Here is a 20503-nt window from a genome sequence, read left to right as displayed (position 1 = left end):
TCAAATACTTTTTTTATCAATGTTCTTTCTCTATTTTTAACCCCAAATATAGGACATCTCAACAAAACTACTAATAAAAAATGGCAAGATTAAGATTTAAGGCGGTAGACGAAGCCCAACGCCGCCAAACTATTAAAGTAGATGTACCTGCAGGGAAAGTAACAGAATACTATGGTGCCAACATTTTTAATGATGATGTGATGCGTGCCATGCTTTCTCCGGAGGCATATACAAAAGTAACAACTGCCATTAAAAGTGGTGAAAGAATTGATCGTGAAATAGCAGATGAAGTAGCATCGGCCATGAAATCATGGGCTGTTTCTAAAGGAGCAACACATTATACTCACTGGTTTCAACCACTTACGGGTGGCTCGGCTGAAAAGCACGATGCTTTTTTTGACATCAATTTTGATGGCAAGGCCTTAGAAAAATTTAAGGGCAGCTCGCTGGTTCAGCAAGAACCGGATGCCTCGTCGTTCCCGAGTGGAGGTATCAGGGCCACTTTCGAAGCCCGTGGCTATACAGCCTGGGACCCGACGTCACCGGCTTTTATTATCTATAACGATGCCGGTACGGGTACCTTATGTGTGCCTTCTATTTTTGTATCTTATACCGGAGAACTGCTTGATTCAAAATCTCCTTTGCTGAAATCGTTGTCAGTACTCGACAAAGCAGCTACTGAAGTGGCTATAATTTTTGACCGCCATGTGGAGAAAGTTTCTGCTACATTAGGCGCAGAACAGGAGTATTTCCTCGTGGATAAGGCCTTATTCAATGCAAGACCTGACCTGATGATGGCAGGTAGAACTGTTTTCGGCCATGCTCCGGCCAAAGGCCAGCAACTGGAAGATCATTATTTTGGAAGCATTGCCCCACGGGTAAATGCCTTTATGGTTGACTTTGAGTTTGAGTGTCTGAAACTGGGTATTCCGGTAAGAACCCGCCATAACGAAGTGGCACCGGCACAGTTTGAGGTAGCTCCGACCTTTGAAGAAGTAAACCTGGCCTGCGATCATAATATCCTGCTGATGGATGTAATGCGCAAAATAGCCAAAAAACACAATTTTGAGGTTTTGTTTCATGAGAAACCATTTGCGGGTATCAATGGCAGTGGCAAGCACAACAACTGGTCGATGGGAACCGATACTGGTGTTAACCTTTTAGGCCCGAGTACCAAGCCTAAAGAAAGCCTGCGTTTTGTAACGTTTTTGATCAATGTTATTAAAGCTGTGCACGATAACGCCGATTTACTGAGAGCCAGTATTGCAACTGCCGGTAACGAGCACCGCCTGGGTGCCAATGAGGCTCCTCCTGCTATTGTATCAATCTTCCTGGGAACAGAAATGATTAAAGTTCTGGAAGACATCGAAAACAAAGAAATAGTATCTATCGAAAAAGGTGAGAATGCCTATATCAAACTGGGCTTAAACCGCATACCTTCTATTTTGCTCGATAATACGGACAGAAACCGTACGTCACCATTTGCGTTTACAGGTAATAAATTTGAATACCGTGCAGTGGGGAGTTCGGCCAATTCTGCCCAGCCTATGATGGTTCTAAACAGTATTGTTGCGAACCAGCTCATTAAATTCCGTCAGGATTTTGATGCTGAAATGACAGAGCATGAGGGCAAAAAAGAAGAGGTGATTGTTAAGATTCTGAAAGGCTACATCAAAGAGGCCAAGAAAATATTGTTTGAAGGTAACGGGTACTCTGACGAATGGAAAGACGAAGCAGCCAGAAGGGGACTATCTAATATAGCAAGTGCGCCGGAAGCGCTGAAAGCCTATTTACGACCGGAGTTCATCAGTATCTTTGAAAACCTGGGTGTGTTGACAGAAAGAGAAATTCATGCCCGCTACGAAATAGAACTGGAGAACTACATTAAAAAGATTCAGATTGAGTCTCGTCTGATTGGTGACCTGGCCATGAATCACGTAGTATCTACTGCGGTTAATTATCAGGCAAAACTGGTACAGACAGCCAAGGCGCTGAGAGACATGGAACTGTATAAGGAAGCAGAACCGGTGCTTAATATTATTAAGGAGATTTCGTTGCGTGTTTCGGAGATATCGAGTAGAGTTGAAAAAATGACCGAAGCCCGTAAACAGGCCAATGTAGTAGAAGATATTGAACAAAGGGCTAAGTTGTATGGCAACGATATTAAGGATTTCTTTGAAGAAATCAGGTATCATGTTGACAAACTGGAGCTTCTGATAGATGACGAAGACTGGCCACTTGTGAAATACAGAGAATTGCTATATATTCGATAAAAATTTCTATACGCAGCTCTGAATGAATAAAAATATATATTCAAAAAAGACTAAAAGGTTTGTTCAATCAACTAAGATTGGACAAACTTTTTTTATTATAGGCTTTGCCCTGATTATTGCCTTTCAATCTGCATTGGCACAACGTATTGAGTACGATGAATTTCCGCTTGAGGCTCAGCTCTATCAACGAGATGATCTGAATACTGCTTTGGTGGATATCAAAGGAAGATTCTTCGCGCAAGAATATACTGATGTTTCGGTTATTGTGACGAAAGACAATAATAGCATATACAGACAAAAGCAGAAACTCAACTTTCAGACAGGAGGAGCAACTTACGCAGACTTTTCTTTTCAACCAGCCATTAAAGCCGGATTGGTAGTATATGAGTTTTATTTTTATGCCCACAAAGGCGCCGGTGATTCTACGCTTATCAGAGAAGCCAAACAGGTAGTATGTGGCGATAACATTATTATTTACGGACAGTCAAATGCTGAGGCCAACAGCTCTCCTGAGATAGAGAAATTTAACGATGAATTTAAGTTCGGAAGGGTTATACTTGCTGATTTTAATACAGATCAGTATTCCTGGGCAGCCACTGCTAAATGGAATCATTATTATGCGGGTCTTCTGGGTTTAGAAGTACAAAGGCAATTGATTGATAAGTATAAGGTTCCAATTGGTATTGCTAATGGTTCTGTAGGCAATACGAGCATTGATGAACTAATGATTCGCAATGAAAATAATCATGAAGACCTCCAATATCATTACGGCAAATTATTGAGAAAAGCCAACAAATCCGGATTTGGTAAAAAGGCCAGAATATTGATTTGGAGACAGGGAGAAAGTGAAGCTTTTGAAGCATACCGTGCCGGACTTTATGCCGGTAAGTTCGATGGACTGCGTAATCAGCTTCATGAAGATTTTCAGTCGATAGAGAAAATATATGTTTACCAGAATAATATCTATTGGGCTGACAACGACAAAGCCGGTGATTTAAGAGATTTTCAGAGGAGAGTAAGCGAGATTTATCCTGATTGTGAGACAATAGCTACTATTGGTACTCCGGGTTTTGATGCCCTGCACTATAGCTATGAGGGCTATGTACAAAACGGTAAGGATGTGGCAAGACTGATTGCCAGAGATTTCATGAACAGTACTGATGTTGCAGAAATTAATTCACCGAATATCCAGAAGGCCTATTTTTCCCGTAATCATGATGCGTTAATACTGGAATTTGAAGCAGATCAGAAAATGCAGTTTCCGGATTATAGTGTGCCCAAGAATGATGGAACAATGGCCTATTTTAAAGATTATATTTATCTGGATGGCCAGCAGGGGAAAATCGTAAGTGGTAAAAGCTACGGCAACAAAATTATTCTAAAATTGTCAGAAACCAGCAATGCTAAAAAAGTGACCTATTGCCCCGATAATTTTATAATTGGTTATGAGTGGATTCAAGGTATTCCTTATCTTAAAAACTCAAGAGGATTACATGCACTTACTTTCAAAAATTTTGATATTACCGAAGCTCCTGAAGTTGAAACAGATCTGACTGCTCAATGGGACGATAATTCGGGAAGAACTACTATAGAATGGCCGAATTTTAAGAACCAGAATTTTACACTTGAGAAATCGGTCAATGCCCCACTTAATTTTAGCAGAATTGCCACCGTCAGTGATGGTTTATATAACGGACAAGACTGGTACTACGACTACAAGGTAAAGAAGGGCGTGAAATATTACTACAGGTTAAAATTCGATAATGATAGTTATGGTGATACCATTGAAGTGGCTGTGCCGATGAGCCCTGTTGCTGAACAAGATGAACTCATGCGTATTTATCCGAATCCTGTTTCACTGGGTGCAGAGATTAAAATAGAATTGCAAGTACCTGTGCAAGAAGTAGTATTAACCAATAGTATCGGAAACATTGTGCAAAGGATTTCGTCCAAAACAGACATCATTTCTGTTTCAACCGTAAATCTGAAACCTGGCATTTATCTATTGGAAGCGGTAGACAAAAATCAACGGAAAGTTACTAAACGAATTGTTGTCGATTAGAAATTGCTCATTCTAAAGTGTTATTTCAGCAGAAACTTTCACTCCGAATTTTCTGACGTCGGGTTTGTCAAGATAGGTAAGCCGATGCATGGCTTCTACTCTGAAGAATTTGAAAATATTACTGACACCATAGCCCAATTCAACATAAGGAGCTTTGCCTAAGCCGGAAAATGTTCTGAAATCGGTTTCTGTTTTTTGCGGGGTTATGCCATAATTCTTGTCGGTCAGGGTTCCCCACAGAAATTTACCGGTAGTAAATGTTCGCCATTTCAACTTTTTAATGAGTGGAAACCGATTAAAAAGCAATCCTTCAAAGTCATGATTGTAGCGCACAGTGAAATAACGGTCGCTGATGAACTCAAAATTATTCATCAGGTTAAACGAATTGCTTACGATAAAAACAGATTCGTTACCCAAATGGCTTTTTAATAAAGGATAGGGAACGGTTCCGAAAATGGCTCCTGTCTCTGCCCGGTAATATGTTTTACCGAAATAGCCCAAATTAAGTGTATGGCTGTATTTGACCATCAGGTTATGATAGGTGAAGTCGCTATTCAAGAGATTTTTAGCCCCAAGCGTATACTTAAGGGTAATAGTAGGAGACTTCACGGTTCCGAAACTCAGCCTTTCATTATCATTCACTACGGCGAGCTCGTCTCTTGCAAAGGTGATTTCAGACAAAAATTCTGACGTGCTAAAACGTTTGGTGAGAGGTGAGGAGTCACCTAAATCGGGTTGAATTCTATATTGAAAATGATAGAGAGGGTCAAAACTCCGGGTTCTGAAACCAAACGAAGTAAAAACACCCTTGGATACTTCTCTCTGAAACTGAATCCGGCTTTCATCTTCATAGTAAGGCCTGTTCAATGTGAAGAAACGCATATACGCCGAAAAAACAGGCCCTAATCCTAAATCTTCTTTTCTTAAACCTACCTGCTCTATGTCGTGCGTATATTTGAGATTGACGGTTGTCCAGGGCTTGCGTGAAAAAATCCTTGTTACTTCACCACCCATTTTCCATGCTTCATCTTTGGTTCCGTAGGCAAGGTAACCTTCCAGTACCCATTTTCTGCTAAACTCGTAATTGGTTCGCAAGCCCAATCTCAGGCGTACGCCTTCTATATTATTAATTGCACCCGAATACACCAGCGAACCTAATTCGATGCCTGTAAACAACCTTGTATAGCCACTGGTAAGAATCTTGGCTATTTCGGTGTAGTTTTTTATAGCCGGAATAGTCTTGATGGTATCGATCATCGAATAAGCCAGTTGCTCATCTTTTGTGAAAGGCTCCGGACGAACCGATTGCCAGTATTTGCCATCTGCTTCTCTGTAGTCAGGAGCAATTTCAATACCGCTTGCATAAAACTTTATGTCCTGAGGTTTATTGATAACAATGTCTTCGTTATAGTTGGTGAATTTCAGAAGTAATCCGGCCGAGCCTTTGGTAACTTCCGAAACGTCAACCAGAATCCGGTTCTTCACAGGCATCCAGATTTTATCTACCGGCTCAAGTTCCTGCTGAATTTTGATTCTTTCTACAAAGTTCAGATTTGCGTCTTTAGATATAGCCGCATCAATCTGTACAATTGCCCAGGTTCCTTTGTGTATCCACATTGTGCCGGCAAAGGCCAAATCCTGTTTTCTTTTGGGGGTAAACTCAATTCTGTAGCAAAAATCATCGCCCAGATAAGTACTGTCGGCCAGATAATAGTCATAAATCAGCCGCCAATCGTCAGCAATAGGAGAGGCGAAGTCTTTGTTGAGCAAGTTAACCTGATTTACATAAAAATTATACTGTTGAAACGTTGAGCCGATCAACTGAGCCGTAAGGCTCCCGTCTGTCACACCAATGCCTTTAATATTGGTTTTTTCAATAATTTCTTTCGACAGCCGTGGGTTATTTCTGAAATAATAATGAGACACCGATTCAGATATAAAAGTTGGCACCAGTGCTTTGCCCTCTTCATCGGTCAGGGTGCCCATGGCTTCAATGGCTTTGTTTACTTTCTGTGCAAGTTTTCTTTTCCGTAGCTTGTCAGATATATTATTGATATCAACTTCTATCTTATTATAACTTTTGTAGTCGAACGCATTCAGTTTTTTGTAGTTATTCTCTGGTTTTGCATCTACTACTTTTCTGATAATAGCCCAGGCCGGATTTTCGCCCGCATGAACGGTTATTTCGTGCAATAGTATTTCTGAGGGCCTTAGTTGTATATTCAAAGTCTGTGTCAATGAATCGCGCCTGATAAAAACTGTCTTACTGGCGTATCCCAAACAACTGACAAGCAAAGAATCTGAATTGAGGGTGGAAAGCTGAAGGATGAAATTACCTTCGAAGTCTGTGTTTTTTCCTATGTTAGTTTTTTTAAGACTGATAGAAGCAAAGGGGATTGGGTCGTGTGTAACGAAATCTGTTACTTTTCCTTTAATGGTGAAAGCGGTTTGTGCAGAAACTATGGTGGTGGTGAGGTATAAAATCAGAAAATAAAGTTGCTTCATTTCATATCTTTTCAGTTCACTAATCTACACGATAAAACGTATTGGCAAAGAGAATAGTTGCTTCTTTTCTTGAAATACGTTATATGTTGATAGATATTGTTTGAAAAATGCAAAAAAAGACTGATGGTTTTGCGCTTTCAAACAATGGAACTGACTAATGACGAAGCAAATGGCAGCGTAACTATTTATGATACTCGTTTATGAAATCTCCTTTGGGCATAAATTCGAGATTTTCAATCGACTGATTGAAATAATACACCCACGCTTCATATTCTTGTCCGTCACTTTTCAGAATTACTTTTGCTCTTTTGCGCACGTATTCTGAATGGTCGGGGTCCATCGGATAATACTCTTCATACTTATCTAAGAGAGAAAATAACTTGTCGGGTTCTTTCAATCTGTACATTTCACCTTTCACAAAGTATTTCTCTCCACTTTGGCAGGGAATAATACCAGGATAATAGTCCACCATGTACATCTTGCCCTCCATTTTGGCCTTGCCCATTGGCTCGGCATACAAGTTTATCCAATCGTGCGATTCAATGTTTCCGTACTCGCTTAGCAGAGTACCATAAACAAACAGATACTGATTCTCAATCATTTCTTTGATTCAACTAGATGCTTTTTTTATGTTGTCATAAAAAAGCGTACGTAACAATATAGTAGATTTACTGTCGCCTAATGCAGCAGCAATTTTAAAACTTTTTTCGGCGCTTTCAAAGTCAGCAATTCTAAATTCCAGCTCACCAATCATTCTTAATACTTCGGGGTTTCTGTCCAAATACATTCTGGAAGAACGCCTGAATTCCAAAAGTGACATTTTATAGTCTTCCAATTGATAATGGCACTGACCTTTCCAGTAAAAAGTTTCTGCCAGAGAATTATCTAAACGAATTGATTTTTCGAAATCTGCAAGTGCAGCCTCCCAGTTTTCGAAATAGTAATGACACTTGCCCAGATACAGATAAACCGTTGATGATCTGGGGTGCTCTATTACTTCTATGTCAAAGTATCTGAAAGCCCCCAGGTAATTACCTGCTTTATAAGCCTCTATTCCTTCCTTTAAAACTATTTCGTCATGTTCCTGAGGCGTGATAGCACTACCCGATCTGATTCTCAGATAGATGTAAATCAAAAATGGTATGCCAATCAGCAAAGCTTCCATCCGGTTATGCTTTATTGAGTTCCTCCTGGGTTTTCTTTGGCAAGCTTTTAGCCACCAATTCATACGACTCGGTAATCCATTCTTTCAAAACCGGGTCTTTTATGCTTGCATTGGCCGTAATGGTATTCCAATGCTTTTTATTCATGTGATACCCGCCCACCACGCTGTCGTATTCGGCCCGTAGCTCTTCGTTTTTTTCAGGGGTATTTTTCAGACTTACAACCAGAGGTTGGTTTTCGATACCTACCAGGGCAAACATTTTACCCATTACTTTATAAACCAAGGTATCGGGGCCAAAAGGTAATTCTTCAGTAACTCCTTTTTTAGATAAACAATACTCTCTGAAAGAATCCAGGTTCATAGCGTTTCGATTATCGGGTGGCGCAACGGGTTACCATTACTACGAGACAAATGAAAAATATGATGATGGAAATCTTGTTGATTCCGTGCATCATTTTCAAATTGAAACTATGCGGGTATTTACCTTCTTTGTCTTTGCGGAATACTCTGAAAAAGTAGGCAAAAACCGGCCCGATTGCCAGATAGTGTTTTAGTTTTTCTAACATTTTATTGCTTGCATCAATCGTTCATCAGCTCCATTTCCAAAACTTCAGGCTCTAACCAACGACCATCTTCTTTAATTAGTTCTATTAATTCATTGACTGCGTTGTCGGCATGAACCGACTTCTTTACCACGTTCTGCCCGCGATACAAGGCTATTTTGTCTTTACCGATACCTACATACCCATAGTCTGCATCGGCCATTTCGCCGGGGCCATTTACTATACAGCCCATGATGCCGATTTTAACTCCTTTCAGATGGTCGGTGTGTTTGCGTATCAGGGCTGTGGTCTCCTGCAAATCAAACAGGGTACGACCGCAAGACGGACAGCTGATGTACTCTGTTTTGCTCATACGGGTACGGGCAGCCTGCAGAATACCAAAAGAAGTACTGTTGGCAACGGCAGGGTTATCGAAAGATAATAGGATGCCGTCGCCGAAACCGTCTACCAATAGCCCGCCGCAATCGGTAGCTGCGTATAATTGCGCATCTACTTCTGGCAGATTACTGTAATCGCGCTTCAATACTACCGGGTTTCTGACTCCGGTATTGAGCAGTTCAAAATACAGTTTTCTTAGCTCAGACATGGCTGCTTCGTTTGCTGTTTCAACCACCAGAACCACGTTATGGTGCAACTGAAGAGAAGCTATCAGAGCAGATGTGAGGTCGGCAAGGGTTATTTTTACGAAATTGACTGACTGATGCAATTGACCGTCGGTCGAGGCTTTAATAAAACCACTTGCGTCAAATAACGGTATTTTGTGTGTTTTGTCTTCTTGCAAGTTCCATGCGTCGGCGTCAAGAATTTCCTTTAAGCCATTGGGCAGCATAAACGGGATAGGTTTATTGCCACTGTAAATATAATCAGCACCGATATCGTTCATACGCCATTTATCTGGCAATGGCAAATAAAAGTGCCCGATAGGCTTTAAATCTTCGTGTTTTTCAACTACAATACCCGAAAAATCGGCAATAACCCGCGGTACATTCAAACCCCCGAAATTGCCCACTTCCCATGTTTCCCGTCTCTGATACTGATAAGGGTTAATCGGAATAGTAATAACAGGAGTGATGGGCTGTGCTTTTTCTGCCCGATGCGTATAACGGTCTACCAGGGTACGGGCCACAGGCGCTTCAAATTCAGGGTCTTCCGTTAAACTTACACGAACAGTGTCTCCCAATCCGTCTTCCAGCAATGTACCTATTCCCATCGCCGATTTAATTCTGCCATCTTCTCCTTCTCCGGCTTCAGTAACCCCTAAGTGCAGCGGATAAGGCTTCAGGTTTTCGGCGGCTAATCTTTGCACCAACAGGCGGTAAGCCTCAACCATCACTTGCGGGTTCGACGATTTCATGGAAATCACGATATTGAAATAGCTTTCATCTTCGCAGATTCTCAGAAACTCTAAAGCAGACTCAACCATGCCGAGTGGTGTATCACCATAGCGGCTTAAGATTCTGTCTGAAAGCGAGCCATGATTGGTACCAATCCGCAAGGCTGTGCCGTATTCTTTGCAAATCTTGATCAAAGGCAGAAAACGGTCTCTTATTCTCTGTAGCTCCGACTGATAATTCTCTTCTGTATAATCTATGAATTCGAAACGTTTCTTATCGGCATAGTTTCCCGGATTTATCCTGACCTTTTCAACTATTCTTGCTGCCAGTTCGGCCGCATTGGGTGTAAAGTGTATATCGGCTACCAGAGGCGTAGAATAACCTCTGCGACGCAGCTCGTTCTTTATGTTTTCAAGGTTTTGTGCTTCCTTTACACTTGGGGCGGTTATTCTTACAATTTCGCATCCGCTTTCAATCATTCTTATAGATTGCTCAACCGACCCGGTCGTATCCATGGTGTCGATAGTAGTCATTGATTGTACCCTGATCGGGTAATCAGACCCCATCCATACGTCACCCACTTTCACTTGAACCGTTTTTCTTCGGGTATATTCAGTTAAAGAATCACAATATTTTTTTTCAGACTCGGACATTACAATATGTTCAGTTTTTTCACGCAAATCTAACCATGAATATAACGAGTTTTATACAAGAAAGGTTGAAAAATTTAAGATAAATTCAAAAAAGTGATTTCGGCGTTTTGTTTCAATGCATTGCTCTATTGTTAATTGTGATTTTGGCAGACTAAATTTTAATATTCTCATTTTATAAACTACAGATGGCGATATCTATGAAAAAATGCCGGAATATTAATAATTTTGTAAAAAAAAACAGTAATGGTTATTGAAGAAGTAAAATTGCCGGTGATGGAATCATTTTATACTCTTCAGGGAGAAGGGTATCATGCGGGCAAAGCGGCATATTTTATTCGCTTAGGGGGATGTGATGTTGGCTGTGTGTGGTGCGACGTGAAAGACTCGTGGGATGCCTCGATTCATCCGCAATTCAGTATTGACGAAATTGTAAACGGCGCTTTAGAGTATACAGGGCGCATGGCTGTTATTACGGGTGGCGAACCTTTAATGTATAACCTGGACGAACTGACCGGTGCACTTCAACAGGCCGGATTTAAAACTAACATTGAGACATCTGGCGTATACGAAATGAGTGGCTCATGGGATTGGGTTTGTTTTTCGCCTAAAAAATTTAAAACTCCGCACGAAAGTATCTATACAGATGCGCATGAACTTAAAGTGATTGTTTATAACAAGTCTGACTTTGCATTTGCTGAAAAACATGCCGGGCTTGTCAATAAAGACTGCATTTTGTTGCTGCAACCCGAATGGAGTAGACACACCGAGATGCTGCCGCTAATAATTGATTATGTAAAAGACAATCCTCAATGGAGGGTTAGCCTGCAAACGCATAAGTATATGGATATTCCCTGATTGTCTGTCAGGATCATCTGAATAAAAATAGCCGCCCGAGCAATCGAGCGGCTATTTTTATAAGTAAGCTATGATTCTCAGCGTTGTCCGTACATCACAATAGAGGCTTTGGCCAATGTGTTGGCATTCAGATTGAATCCTACCAATGCCGGGCTTGTATTTTTACCTAATTCTAATTTGGTTTTTAAGGCATACACAGTTATCAGGTATTCGTGTGGGGCACCGGGAGGAGGACACGGGCCACCATAACCCGAAGTACCAAAATCTGTAATACTTTGTACGCACTCTTGCGGAGCAATAGATTTGGTCACGTCTCCCGCACCAGACTTCAGTTCTCTCACATCGGCAGGAATATTAAACACCACCCAATGCCAGAAACCGCTTCCGGTAGGTGCATCTTTATCATAAATAGTTACGGCAAAGCTCTGTGTACCTTTGGGTACGCCCGACCATGACAATTGTGGTGAGATATTCTGACCCGTGCAACCAAAGCTGTTGTAAAACTCTTTAATAGTGGCTTGCCCGCGTAGATCATCACTTTTTAAGGTAAAGTTCTGCGCCATAGCAAAATTGCTCAACACAAGAACTAACAGTAAAGATGTGCTTAATTTTTTCATTTCAATTTTGATTTAGCTATTCTGGATTTAAAGTTTTGCATTAAAAACCTTATTTTTTGTATTGCAGTCTCAATGTATTTTTCCCTACAATTTTGCCCACTGCAGATCCTTGCTCTATTCCGTCTCTGAAATGTATACCCCCATAAATCCTTGAAATACTGCATTCGTTGGCTGCTTCCCAGAACGAGGTAAATTTGCGAGGTAGCCCTACGAAATACTTAGAGTAATCAATATAGCTTACGTTATCACCTAATTTTTCAGTCAATATGGATGCCATAGCTGCCGATTGTGCCGAATGCCCTGACGGAAACTCAGGGAAAGGAGGTGTTAATAAGGCTGCTTCCCATTTGCTGTCTATGTATCGTTTTATAAAGGCAATGGGTCTGATAAAATTCTGCTCGTATTTTATTTTCCAGGTAGCAATAAATGTATCATTCAAACCTATGGTGAGGTTGCTGTATAGCTCAGCAGCTGTGTCGAGGCTTTTAGGATACTGTTTTAACACTTGTGTAAGAATAGATACTGAATGCCCCGGAGCAGAGTAAGTAAAAGAGGCGGCGTCGTCCCAGAAGTTGGCAATCTGTAATTTTTTGCTGTTTGGCAGCACTTCTTTCGAAATATTATAGACCTCCAGTGCCATTTTATAAAAAGGTGAATTCTGATAAATTGAAAATTCTACCTTAGGTTTTATATCAATGCCATTCTGATTATCGGCAACGAAAGCACGGTTCTTCCCCCAATACGGATGTAAAGGCCCGGTGTTTTCTAAATCGGCAACGCGGTTAATTTCGAAGCAGGATGTACAAACAGGTATTTTGTAGTTCATGTCGTAGGTACGCATAAAAGTATTGTGCCCGCCGTCTGTCATAGAGTAGTTATACACCCAGTCGGCAATTCTGGCTCCATACTTCTGCGATTTCTCCATCGTTTCGGCTGATAGTTTCCGCTTAAAATGATTATTAACGGTATCATTAAGGGCATAGACTTTCTCCATCCAGATGAAAGGTGAAGAAACAAATAGCCTGTCGATCATTTTGAAAATAGCGCTCGAGGCCGCTACAGAAGCATTGAAGTTGGTGCTGTCAACAAAAAGGCTGTCAGGTTTTTTAAACTCCTGCAATTGTCCGGACAATGAAAAATTGTCTGAATATGCCGGTAGAATGGCCTCATAAGCCGCAATGTTTATATAGGCCGTGTTACGTGCCGCAACATTAGGGCTATAGCCAATGGTTTGTTCTATTAAATCCAGAATCAGCTCGTGCCAGTGCACCATCAGATCTGACGTTTCATAATTATATTTTCGCTGAGGCTCTCTTTTTCTTAAAATGGGTGAGGTGGTTACCGAATCTGATGCTGAGGCATCATCAATTTCTTCAATTTCTTCTTCCTGTTGCGTATTAACCGGCGCTTGAGTTACCTTTGTAGTTGGTTTAGGTGACACAGCTTTTTTTACGGTGGGCGGCGGACTCTTTTTAGTTGCTGATTTGGTAGTTGCTTTCTGTTGCCCGAATACCCCGAGACTAACGATGATTAAAATACCGGCCAAAAAAGATTTTTTCATGGTGTGAGAGATTTTCTGTAAAAAAGACGAATATTTGAACCGAAATACAATTATGCACAAAAATCTGATTAAGAAAAGGTTTTTGCAACAGTTTACCAACAAAATACACAATGCCCGACAAAAAATTATTTCTTCTTGATGCAATGGCTCTTATCTACCGGGCCCATTTTGCTTTTCTGAAAGCACCAAGAATCACGTCACAAGGCTTAAATACCAGTTGTGTTTTCGGATTTGCGAACTCATTGCTGGAGGTTATTCAGAAAGAAAAACCGACGCATCTGGGCGTTGCATTTGACTTACCAGGCGGTACTTTCAGAAACACGATGTATCCTGCCTATAAAGCTAACCGTCAGGAACAACCGGAAGATATTACCGTAGCCATACCTTATGTAAAGAAACTGGTTGAGGCAATGGATATTCCTACATTAATGCTGCCGGGCTATGAAGCTGACGACGTGATTGGTACACTGGCCAAAAAAGCAGCACAGGAAGGATTTGAAGTATACATGATGACGCCCGATAAGGACTACGGACAATTAGTAGAAGAACATATTTATCTGTATAAACCGGCTATTCTGGGGAAAGATGTAGAAATAATGGGGCCAAACGAAGTTTGCGCCCGCTGGAATATCAAACATGTTGACCAGGTAGTAGACATGCTGGGACTGATGGGCGACGCGGTAGATAATATACCGGGGATTCCGGGCGTAGGAGAGAAAACAGCTGCCAAGCTAATAGCCGAATATGATTCTATTGAAAACCTGCTGGCCAATAGTGAAAGACTTACCGGAAAACTGGGCGAGTCGGTAAGGAATAATAAAGAGATTGCGCTTCTGTCTAAAGAACTGGCAAAAATAGAACTGAACGTACCGATAACTTTTGATGCCGACAAGCTCAAAATCATGCCACCGCATGTAGAATTGCTATCACCATTATTGGATGAACTGGAGTTCAGAACCCTGAGAAAAAGACTTTTACCTGACGAACCCGGTAGCGCACCGGCACCTAAAGCTGCGGAAAAGAAATCGGCAATCGGGGCAAAATCAGGCGAACAAATTTCATTATTTGAAACGTCTGCCCCAGCCAATGGTCTTTTTCCGGAAGAACACGAGGAAGGATTTGAGGCTCACTATCATTCCAATAAAGATACCATTGATTCGGTAGTGCATGAGTATCACCTCATTAATACACCCGAATTGCGCAAAAGCCTTATTTATTATCTTTCACAGCAAGAAGAATTCTGTTTCGATACAGAAACCACTTCTGTAGAAGCCGTAGATGCTGAAATTGTGGGGATGTCTTTTGCCTATATTAAAGGCGAGGCTTATTACATACCATTACCTGAAAACCAGCAGGAGGCGCATGCAATCTTGCAGGAATTCAAAGAAGTATTTGAAAATGAAGCCATCATGAAGATAGGCCAGAACATCAAATACGATTTGATGATTCTGCAAAATTATGATATTGAAGTAAAAGGCAAGTTGTATGATACCATGCTGGCGCACTATATTATTGAGCCGGAGCAAAGACACGGGATGGATTATCTGGCTAATGTTTACCTGAACTATGAGCCCGTTTCTATAGAAACGCTGATTGGTAAAAAGGGTAAAGCGCAGTTATCTATGCGCCAGGCTGATATTGAAAAAATAAAAGATTATGCCGCAGAAGACGCCGATGTAACATTGCAACTTAAAAGTGTGCTGGCACCTCGTTTGGGTGCTGACAGCCAACAGACAAAGTTATTGGCAGAGGTTGAAATGCCACTGGTAAATGTTTTGGCAGACATGGAAATGGCCGGTGTGAAAGTAAGCACCGAAACACTCCACGACATGTCGCGCGTGCTTGATACTGATATACAGGAAATCCAACGAAATATTTATCAGCTGGCAGGAGGCGAATTTAATGTTTCTTCACCCAAACAACTGGGCGAGATTTTATTTGATCGCATGAAGCTCGATAAAAACGCCAAGAAAACGAAAACAGGGCAATATGCCACCGGTGAAGACGTGTTATCGAAACTGGAAGGAGAGCATGAAATTGTGAGGAAAATTCTGGATTTCAGAGAATTGGTTAAGTTGAAAAGCACTTATGTGGATGCCTTGCCAACACTGATTTCGAAAAAAACCGGCAGAATACATACGTCGTATAATCAGGCGGTGGCTGCTACCGGCCGTTTGAGTTCTACCAACCCCAACTTACAGAATATTCCTATTCGTACGGTTCGCGGACGGGAAATCAGAAAAGCATTTATACCACGTGACGAGAATCATGTGATTCTATCGGCCGATTATTCGCAGATAGAATTGCGCATTATGGCCGCATTTAGCGAAGACGATAGTATGTTGAATGCCTTCAATCAGGGGATTGACATTCACTCCACCACGGCATCGAAGGTATTCAAAGTATCGCTCGATCAGGTAACATCAGATATGCGCCGGAAAGCCAAAATGGTAAACTTCGGTATCATCTATGGTATTTCTGCCTTTGGTTTGGCGCAACGATTGGCGATACCAAGAGGAGAGGCCAAAGAAATAATAGATTCGTACTGGCTCGAATTCCCTAAAATTAAAACTTTTATGGATGCCACCATCAACAAAGCGCGTGAGACCAAATATGTTGAAACCATTATGGGCAGGCGCCGGTATCTGAGAGATATTAACTCTCAGAATCTGGTCGACAGAGGTTTTGCAGAGCGAAATGCCATTAACGCTCCGATTCAAGGTTCGGCGGCTGATATGATCAAGGTAGCCATGATTAATATTCACGACTTCCTGAAAAAAGAAAAGCTGCAATCAAAAATGATATTACAGGTACACGATGAGTTGGTTTTTGATGCTTACCATACTGAAGTAGAATATCTTAAACAGAAAGTAGATGAACTCATGTGTACGGCAATTCCGTTACCTGTTAAGATGGAGACCGGAATGGGCGTAGGCAGTAACTGGTTAGAAGCTCATTAATGTTTTTTTAAATTTAATAGTGAACCGGTCAGTCATTTTGTCTGGCCAGCTACTACAGTGTATTTATGAATGTGAGTATAGTTATTTTGGCTGCAGGGGCGTCGTCAAGAATGGGAGCGCCCAAGCAAATGTTGTCGATTGAGGGGCAATCGCTTATCAGGCGTGTTACAGAAATGGCAATGGATGTGCACTGCTATCCGATTGTAGTGGTTTTGGGTGCTAACAGAGAATTGGTTCGCAAGGAATTAGAACGAATGCCGGTTACCATTATAGATAATCCTAATTGGCAGGAGGGGATGGCCAGTTCGTTAAAAATGGGTTTAGTTGGTGCTTATATAACTTTCAAGGATATAGAAGCCGTTATTTTTCTTACGGTAGACATGCCCTTTGTTTCGACAGAGCTTATTAATAAACTAATTAAAAAAGCGCAGGAAAATATAGAAGGTACTGAGGAACAACCTGATATTGTAGCCAGCCGATATGACGGGCAGACAGGAATACCGGTTCTTTTCAAAAGGAAACTTTTTACTGAGCTACTTGAACTAAAGGGTGACATCGGCGCCAAGAAAGTAATCATGGTTCATCCGGATAAAACCATTACGGTAGATTTTCCTCTTGGGAAATTTGACCTGGATACGATGGAAGAGTACAAAGAATTTTTGTCAAATTATAATCAGAACTAATGCAGGCAGTAGGTTACTATATAGCTTTACCTTTTTTATATCTTATTTCCATTTTACCTTTTCCTTTACTTTATCTGCTTTCTGATTTTTGCTACTTCATTATCTATTATGTAGCAGGCTACCGGAAATCGGTGGTTCGGGCTAATCTGGAAAATAGTTTTCCGGAAAAAAGTAAGGCAGAATTATTGGTTATTGAAAGGGCTTTCTTTCATTATATTGTCGATTTCTTTCTGGAAATGCTGAAATGTTTGACTATCTCAAAAGAAGCCCTTCTAAAAAGAGTAAGCATTGAAAACCCTGAAGTAGTAGAAGCGTTATTTAGAAAAGGTCAGAGCTGCATTGTTTCAACTGGCCATTACGGAAATCATGAGTGGGTCAATCAGGTATTGCCATTTATGCTGCCATTTAAAATAAAGACAGTTTACAGGGTTCAGCATAATACCTATTTTAACCGCATGTTTCTTGATTTTCGCTCCAAATATGGCGTTGAAATGATTTCGATGCAGGAGGCATCCAGAAAAATCAGCAAACCGACAGAAGAACCCTTTCTTCTGCTTCTGGCTAATGACCAGTCTGCGCCACCTGATAAAGCCTATTGGACTACCTTTCTGAATCAGGAAACTTCGTTTTTTTTAGGTACTGAAGTTTTCGCCCGCCGGTTCAATATTCCAGTGGTTTATGGGTGCATTAAGAGAACAGGCAGAGGCAAATACAAGGCTGTGTTTGATATGATAAGCACTGACCCATCTGAACTACCCAAAGGAAAAATCATAGAAGCGCATGCACAAAAACTTGAGCGAGATATAAAAGATAATCCTGCACCGTGGATGTGGTCACACAAACGCTGGAAATATCGTAAATTAAATGGTCAATACATCGACCTGAATTATAAAGAATGAAAACTAAGTTTTTAATCTTACGGTTTTCTTCTATCGGAGATATTGTACTCACAACCCCTGTTGTGCGATGTCTGAAATTACAGTATCCTGAAGCAGAAGTACATTTTGCCACCAAAAAGCAGTTTAAAGTGCTGGTGGAGAATAACCCTTATATAGATAAGTATTTCCTGCTTGATGGCCCGTTGAACGTTTTTACAGATGCATTAAAGGCTGAAAACTACGATTATGTAATTGATCTGCACAATAACCTGCGTACCTCAGTTATCAAATTTAAACTGGGCAAAAAGTCTTTCAGCTTCGATAAGCTCAATTTTGAAAAATGGCTTCTGGTCAACTTCAAAATTAACCGCATGCCTGATGTACACATTGTAGACAGGAATTTAAAGACGGTAGAATCGTTGGGTGTAGTAAACGACAATAAGGGTCTGGATTATTTTATACCGCCCCATCATGAGGTTAATCTGGCTGAGGTTTTGGGTGGAGCGCAGTCTTTTGTAGCTTATGCTATAGGAGGGCAGCATTTTACCAAGAAGCTCCCCGTTGAAAGAATGATTGAGCTTTGTAGTAAAATAGACAGGAAGATGGTGTTGCTGGGAGGAAAAGAAGATGAAGCTAACGGCGATATCATACAAAGCGCTTTGGGTGATAGAATTTATAATGCCTGCGGAAAATATAACCTCAATCAGTCGGCATCCATCCTGAGACAGGCTGAATACCTGATAAGCCATGATACAGGCCTGATGCACATTGCTTCGGCACTTAAGAAAAGAATCATATCTATCTGGGGTAATACTGTGCCTGAATTCGGGATGTATCCATACCAGACAGATTTCAGCATTATTGAAAACAAGGGCCTGCCGTGCAGACCCTGTTCTAAAATAGGATACAGCAAGTGTCCCAAAGGACACTTCAAATGCATGAACGATTTGGTACTTGATAACATTGATGCCTGAAAACTGACAATCAGTTATAGGTAATCAATTGGTGAATCTGCGCATATTGCAAAAGCATAATGGTTTTTCCGTCTTTTATTTCGCCATTTTGCATCATTCTGAGTGCTTCGGCAAAGTCCAGTTCTAATACGTCTATATCTTCTTCATCTGTCACTCCGCCGCCATCGTTCACTTTCTGCTCTTTGGTGTATTCAGCCACAAAGAAGTATAGAATTTCAGTAACCGACCCCGGTGACATGTAGGATTCAAAAACTTTCTGCACATGGCTGATCTGATATCCGGTTTCTTCTTCGGTTTCGCGTTTGATACAGTTTTCTGCGTCATCTTTGTCTAATAGGCCCGCACAGGCTTCTATCAGCATACCTGTTTCATTACCGTTTATGTAAGTCGGCATTCTGAACTGCCGGGTCAGTATCACTGTCTTGGTGGTATTGCTATATAATAAAATGGTTGCACCATTGCCCCGATCATAGGCCTCTCTGCTTTGTTTTTGCCATTCTCCGTTTTTTTGCTGCCACTCAAATGTTACTTTACGCAATGTATACCAGTTATCTGATAAAACTTCTGTATGCAGGTTTCTAACTTTAGGATTCATTTTGATTGTATTTGAATTATTTTGATTATTTTTGAACAAATTTAAAAACTAAGTATGAATTTTCAAGCCAGGAAGCAGATAATTTTAGAAAAAGTAGAAGAACTAGGCACAGTAGATGTAAAGGAACTGGCTGTTTGGCTGAATACCTCAGAGATAACTGTCAGAAGAGATCTGGCAGTGCTGGCCGAAAAAGGTTTGATTTACAGAACACACGGTGGTGCCATGAAGCTAAGCCTGAGCTACGATCCTGTCAGTTTTATCAACAAATCGGCGGTCAGGAGTGAGCAAAAGGATTATATCTGCCAGATTGCGGCTTCTTATATTAAAGAGGGCGACGTCGTGTTTCTCGATTGTGGCAGTACTGTTTACCGGATGTGTCCGTTTATCAGAAACATGAAAATAAAAGTGGTAACCAATTCCATTCCGATTGTAAATGCGTTGCTGAATTCTTCAGTGAATCTGAATTTTGCGGGCGGCGAAATCGATATGGAACGACAGGCCAGCCATGGTACTATAGCCGTTGAACATTTTACCAGATACAGAGCCGACAAAGCTTTTGTGGGTGTAGATGGTATTTCATTAGCCAATGGGCTCAGCGCTTCCGGTGAAAAAGAGGCGGAAATTACTACTACACTGGCCAGATATGCCAGAGAGACTTTTCTTTTGTGTGATTCGGGTAAATTTGAGAAGGATAAATACCTGCCTTTCGCCCCATTGACCATTGCGCAGTATCTTATCACGGATAAAGAGGCAGATAACGCATTAATGCATCAATATGCCAATATGGGCATCAGTATTGTAAAATAAAACAGGCCTGAATTACAG

Annotated in this window: 17 protein-coding genes; 8 read left to right on the top strand and 9 right to left on the bottom strand. The window is 41.1% G+C overall.

Translation table 11 applies throughout. The annotated features are described in order from the left end of the window. Positions 1–80 precede the first annotated feature (80 nt). The gene (locus AC1RRY_RS21095) at positions 81–2273 is read left to right on the top strand and encodes a glutamine synthetase III family protein (protein WP_492823336.1); all 2193 of its coding nucleotides are present in this window, start codon (positions 81–83) and stop codon (positions 2271–2273) included. A gap of 22 nt (positions 2274–2295) precedes the next feature. After that, positions 2296–4335: a sialate O-acetylesterase gene (locus tag AC1RRY_RS21090; protein WP_492823338.1), complete on the top strand. Its 2040-nt coding sequence runs from the start codon at positions 2296–2298 to the stop codon at positions 4333–4335. A gap of 12 nt (positions 4336–4347) precedes the next feature. On the opposite strand, the gene AC1RRY_RS21085 is transcribed toward AC1RRY_RS21090, so the two are convergent. The 6 genes from AC1RRY_RS21085 to ispG form a co-directional block, all read right to left on the bottom strand. Continuing rightward, the gene (locus tag AC1RRY_RS21085; protein ID WP_492823340.1) at positions 4348–6840 is read right to left on the bottom strand and encodes a DUF5686 and carboxypeptidase-like regulatory domain-containing protein; all 2493 of its coding nucleotides are present in this window, start codon (positions 6838–6840) and stop codon (positions 4348–4350) included. Between the two features lie 181 nt (positions 6841–7021). Beyond that, positions 7022–7441 carry a gamma-glutamylcyclotransferase family protein gene (locus tag AC1RRY_RS21080; RefSeq protein WP_492823342.1) on the bottom strand — a complete coding sequence of 140 codons (420 nt, stop codon included), beginning with the start codon at positions 7439–7441 and terminating at the stop codon, positions 7022–7024. Between the two features lie 9 nt (positions 7442–7450). After that, entirely contained in the window at positions 7451–8005 is a 555-nt protein-coding gene (locus AC1RRY_RS21075; RefSeq protein WP_492823344.1) for a tetratricopeptide repeat protein, read from the bottom strand. A 4-nt stretch (positions 8006–8009) separates the two neighbouring features. Beyond that, positions 8010–8366, bottom strand: coding sequence for an MmcQ/YjbR family DNA-binding protein (locus AC1RRY_RS21070; RefSeq protein WP_492823346.1), 357 nt, complete (start codon positions 8364–8366; stop codon positions 8010–8012). Positions 8367–8376: 10 nt separating this feature from the next. Then, the gene (locus AC1RRY_RS21065) at positions 8377–8571 is read right to left on the bottom strand and encodes a DUF6728 family protein (RefSeq protein ID WP_492823348.1); all 195 of its coding nucleotides are present in this window, start codon (positions 8569–8571) and stop codon (positions 8377–8379) included. Positions 8572–8584: 13 nt separating this feature from the next. Further along, positions 8585–10555: a (E)-4-hydroxy-3-methylbut-2-enyl-diphosphate synthase gene (ispG, locus tag AC1RRY_RS21060; RefSeq protein WP_492823350.1), complete on the bottom strand. Its 1971-nt coding sequence runs from the start codon at positions 10553–10555 to the stop codon at positions 8585–8587. 243 nt (positions 10556–10798) lie between these two features. On the opposite strand from ispG, the gene AC1RRY_RS21055 reads away from it, so the two are divergent. Beyond that, on the top strand, positions 10799–11410 hold the full coding sequence (locus AC1RRY_RS21055; protein WP_492823352.1) for a 7-carboxy-7-deazaguanine synthase QueE: 612 nt from the start codon (positions 10799–10801) through the stop codon (positions 11408–11410). Positions 11411–11487: 77 nt separating this feature from the next. Here the strand turns inward: AC1RRY_RS21055 and AC1RRY_RS21050 are convergent, their stop codons facing one another. After that, the gene (locus AC1RRY_RS21050; RefSeq protein ID WP_492823354.1) at positions 11488–12027 is read right to left on the bottom strand and encodes a YbhB/YbcL family Raf kinase inhibitor-like protein; all 540 of its coding nucleotides are present in this window, start codon (positions 12025–12027) and stop codon (positions 11488–11490) included. A gap of 49 nt (positions 12028–12076) precedes the next feature. Continuing rightward, positions 12077–13588: a vanadium-dependent haloperoxidase gene (locus AC1RRY_RS21045; protein WP_492823356.1), complete on the bottom strand. Its 1512-nt coding sequence runs from the start codon at positions 13586–13588 to the stop codon at positions 12077–12079. A 110-nt stretch (positions 13589–13698) separates the two neighbouring features. On the opposite strand from AC1RRY_RS21045, the gene polA reads away from it, so the two are divergent. From polA to AC1RRY_RS21025, 4 genes are all read left to right on the top strand, one after another. Next, positions 13699–16548 carry a DNA polymerase I gene (gene polA / locus AC1RRY_RS21040; RefSeq protein WP_492823358.1) on the top strand — a complete coding sequence of 950 codons (2850 nt, stop codon included), beginning with the start codon at positions 13699–13701 and terminating at the stop codon, positions 16546–16548. Positions 16549–16613: 65 nt separating this feature from the next. Next, entirely contained in the window at positions 16614–17231 is a 618-nt protein-coding gene (locus AC1RRY_RS21035; RefSeq protein WP_492823360.1) for a nucleotidyltransferase family protein, read from the top strand. Beyond that, positions 17231–18130, top strand: a complete 900-nt coding sequence (locus tag AC1RRY_RS21030; protein ID WP_492823362.1) for a lysophospholipid acyltransferase family protein — start codon at positions 17231–17233, stop codon at positions 18128–18130. The genes AC1RRY_RS21035 and AC1RRY_RS21030 overlap by 1 nt, the downstream gene beginning before the upstream one ends. Then, a complete protein-coding gene (locus tag AC1RRY_RS21025) occupies positions 18127–19083 on the top strand; it encodes a glycosyltransferase family 9 protein (protein ID WP_492823364.1) in 957 nt (318 codons plus the stop codon). The genes AC1RRY_RS21030 and AC1RRY_RS21025 overlap by 4 nt, the downstream gene beginning before the upstream one ends. Positions 19084–19093: 10 nt before the next feature. On the opposite strand, the gene nudK is transcribed toward AC1RRY_RS21025, so the two are convergent. Then, a complete protein-coding gene (gene nudK / locus AC1RRY_RS21020) occupies positions 19094–19678 on the bottom strand; it encodes a GDP-mannose pyrophosphatase NudK (protein WP_492823366.1) in 585 nt (194 codons plus the stop codon). 54 nt (positions 19679–19732) lie between these two features. Between nudK and AC1RRY_RS21015 the strand changes: the two genes are divergently transcribed. After that, complete coding sequence (locus AC1RRY_RS21015; RefSeq protein WP_492823368.1) at positions 19733–20485, top strand: DeoR/GlpR family DNA-binding transcription regulator; 753 nt, start codon at positions 19733–19735, stop codon at positions 20483–20485. Positions 20486–20503: the final 18 nt, after the last annotated feature.

It is taken from the genome of Emticicia sp. GW821-FHT11C11 (assembly GCF_058808615.1).
This window is presented reverse-complemented; position numbering and strand designations above follow the sequence as displayed.

Coding starts and splice junctions, on each gene's coding strand:
- AC1RRY_RS21015 (WP_492823368.1), top strand. CDS start 19,733: ATGAATTTTCAAGCCAGGAAGCAGATAATTTTAGAAAAAGTAGAAGAA.
- AC1RRY_RS21070 (WP_492823346.1), bottom strand. CDS start 8,366: ATGAACCTGGATTCTTTCAGAGAGTATTGTTTATCTAAAAAAGGAGTT.
- polA (WP_492823358.1), top strand. CDS start 13,699: ATGCCCGACAAAAAATTATTTCTTCTTGATGCAATGGCTCTTATCTAC.
- AC1RRY_RS21090 (WP_492823338.1), top strand. CDS start 2,296: ATGAATAAAAATATATATTCAAAAAAGACTAAAAGGTTTGTTCAATCA.
- ispG (WP_492823350.1), bottom strand. CDS start 10,555: ATGTCCGAGTCTGAAAAAAAATATTGTGATTCTTTAACTGAATATACC.
- AC1RRY_RS21045 (WP_492823356.1), bottom strand. CDS start 13,588: ATGAAAAAATCTTTTTTGGCCGGTATTTTAATCATCGTTAGTCTCGGG.
- AC1RRY_RS21050 (WP_492823354.1), bottom strand. CDS start 12,027: ATGAAAAAATTAAGCACATCTTTACTGTTAGTTCTTGTGTTGAGCAAT.
- AC1RRY_RS21080 (WP_492823342.1), bottom strand. CDS start 7,441: ATGATTGAGAATCAGTATCTGTTTGTTTATGGTACTCTGCTAAGCGAG.
- AC1RRY_RS21030 (WP_492823362.1), top strand. CDS start 17,231: ATGCAGGCAGTAGGTTACTATATAGCTTTACCTTTTTTATATCTTATT.
- nudK (WP_492823366.1), bottom strand. CDS start 19,678: ATGAATCCTAAAGTTAGAAACCTGCATACAGAAGTTTTATCAGATAAC.
- AC1RRY_RS21035 (WP_492823360.1), top strand. CDS start 16,614: ATGAATGTGAGTATAGTTATTTTGGCTGCAGGGGCGTCGTCAAGAATG.
- AC1RRY_RS21025 (WP_492823364.1), top strand. CDS start 18,127: ATGAAAACTAAGTTTTTAATCTTACGGTTTTCTTCTATCGGAGATATT.
- AC1RRY_RS21095 (WP_492823336.1), top strand. CDS start 81: ATGGCAAGATTAAGATTTAAGGCGGTAGACGAAGCCCAACGCCGCCAA.
- AC1RRY_RS21055 (WP_492823352.1), top strand. CDS start 10,799: ATGGTTATTGAAGAAGTAAAATTGCCGGTGATGGAATCATTTTATACT.
- AC1RRY_RS21065 (WP_492823348.1), bottom strand. CDS start 8,571: ATGTTAGAAAAACTAAAACACTATCTGGCAATCGGGCCGGTTTTTGCC.
- AC1RRY_RS21075 (WP_492823344.1), bottom strand. CDS start 8,005: ATGGAAGCTTTGCTGATTGGCATACCATTTTTGATTTACATCTATCTG.
- AC1RRY_RS21085 (WP_492823340.1), bottom strand. CDS start 6,840: ATGAAGCAACTTTATTTTCTGATTTTATACCTCACCACCACCATAGTT.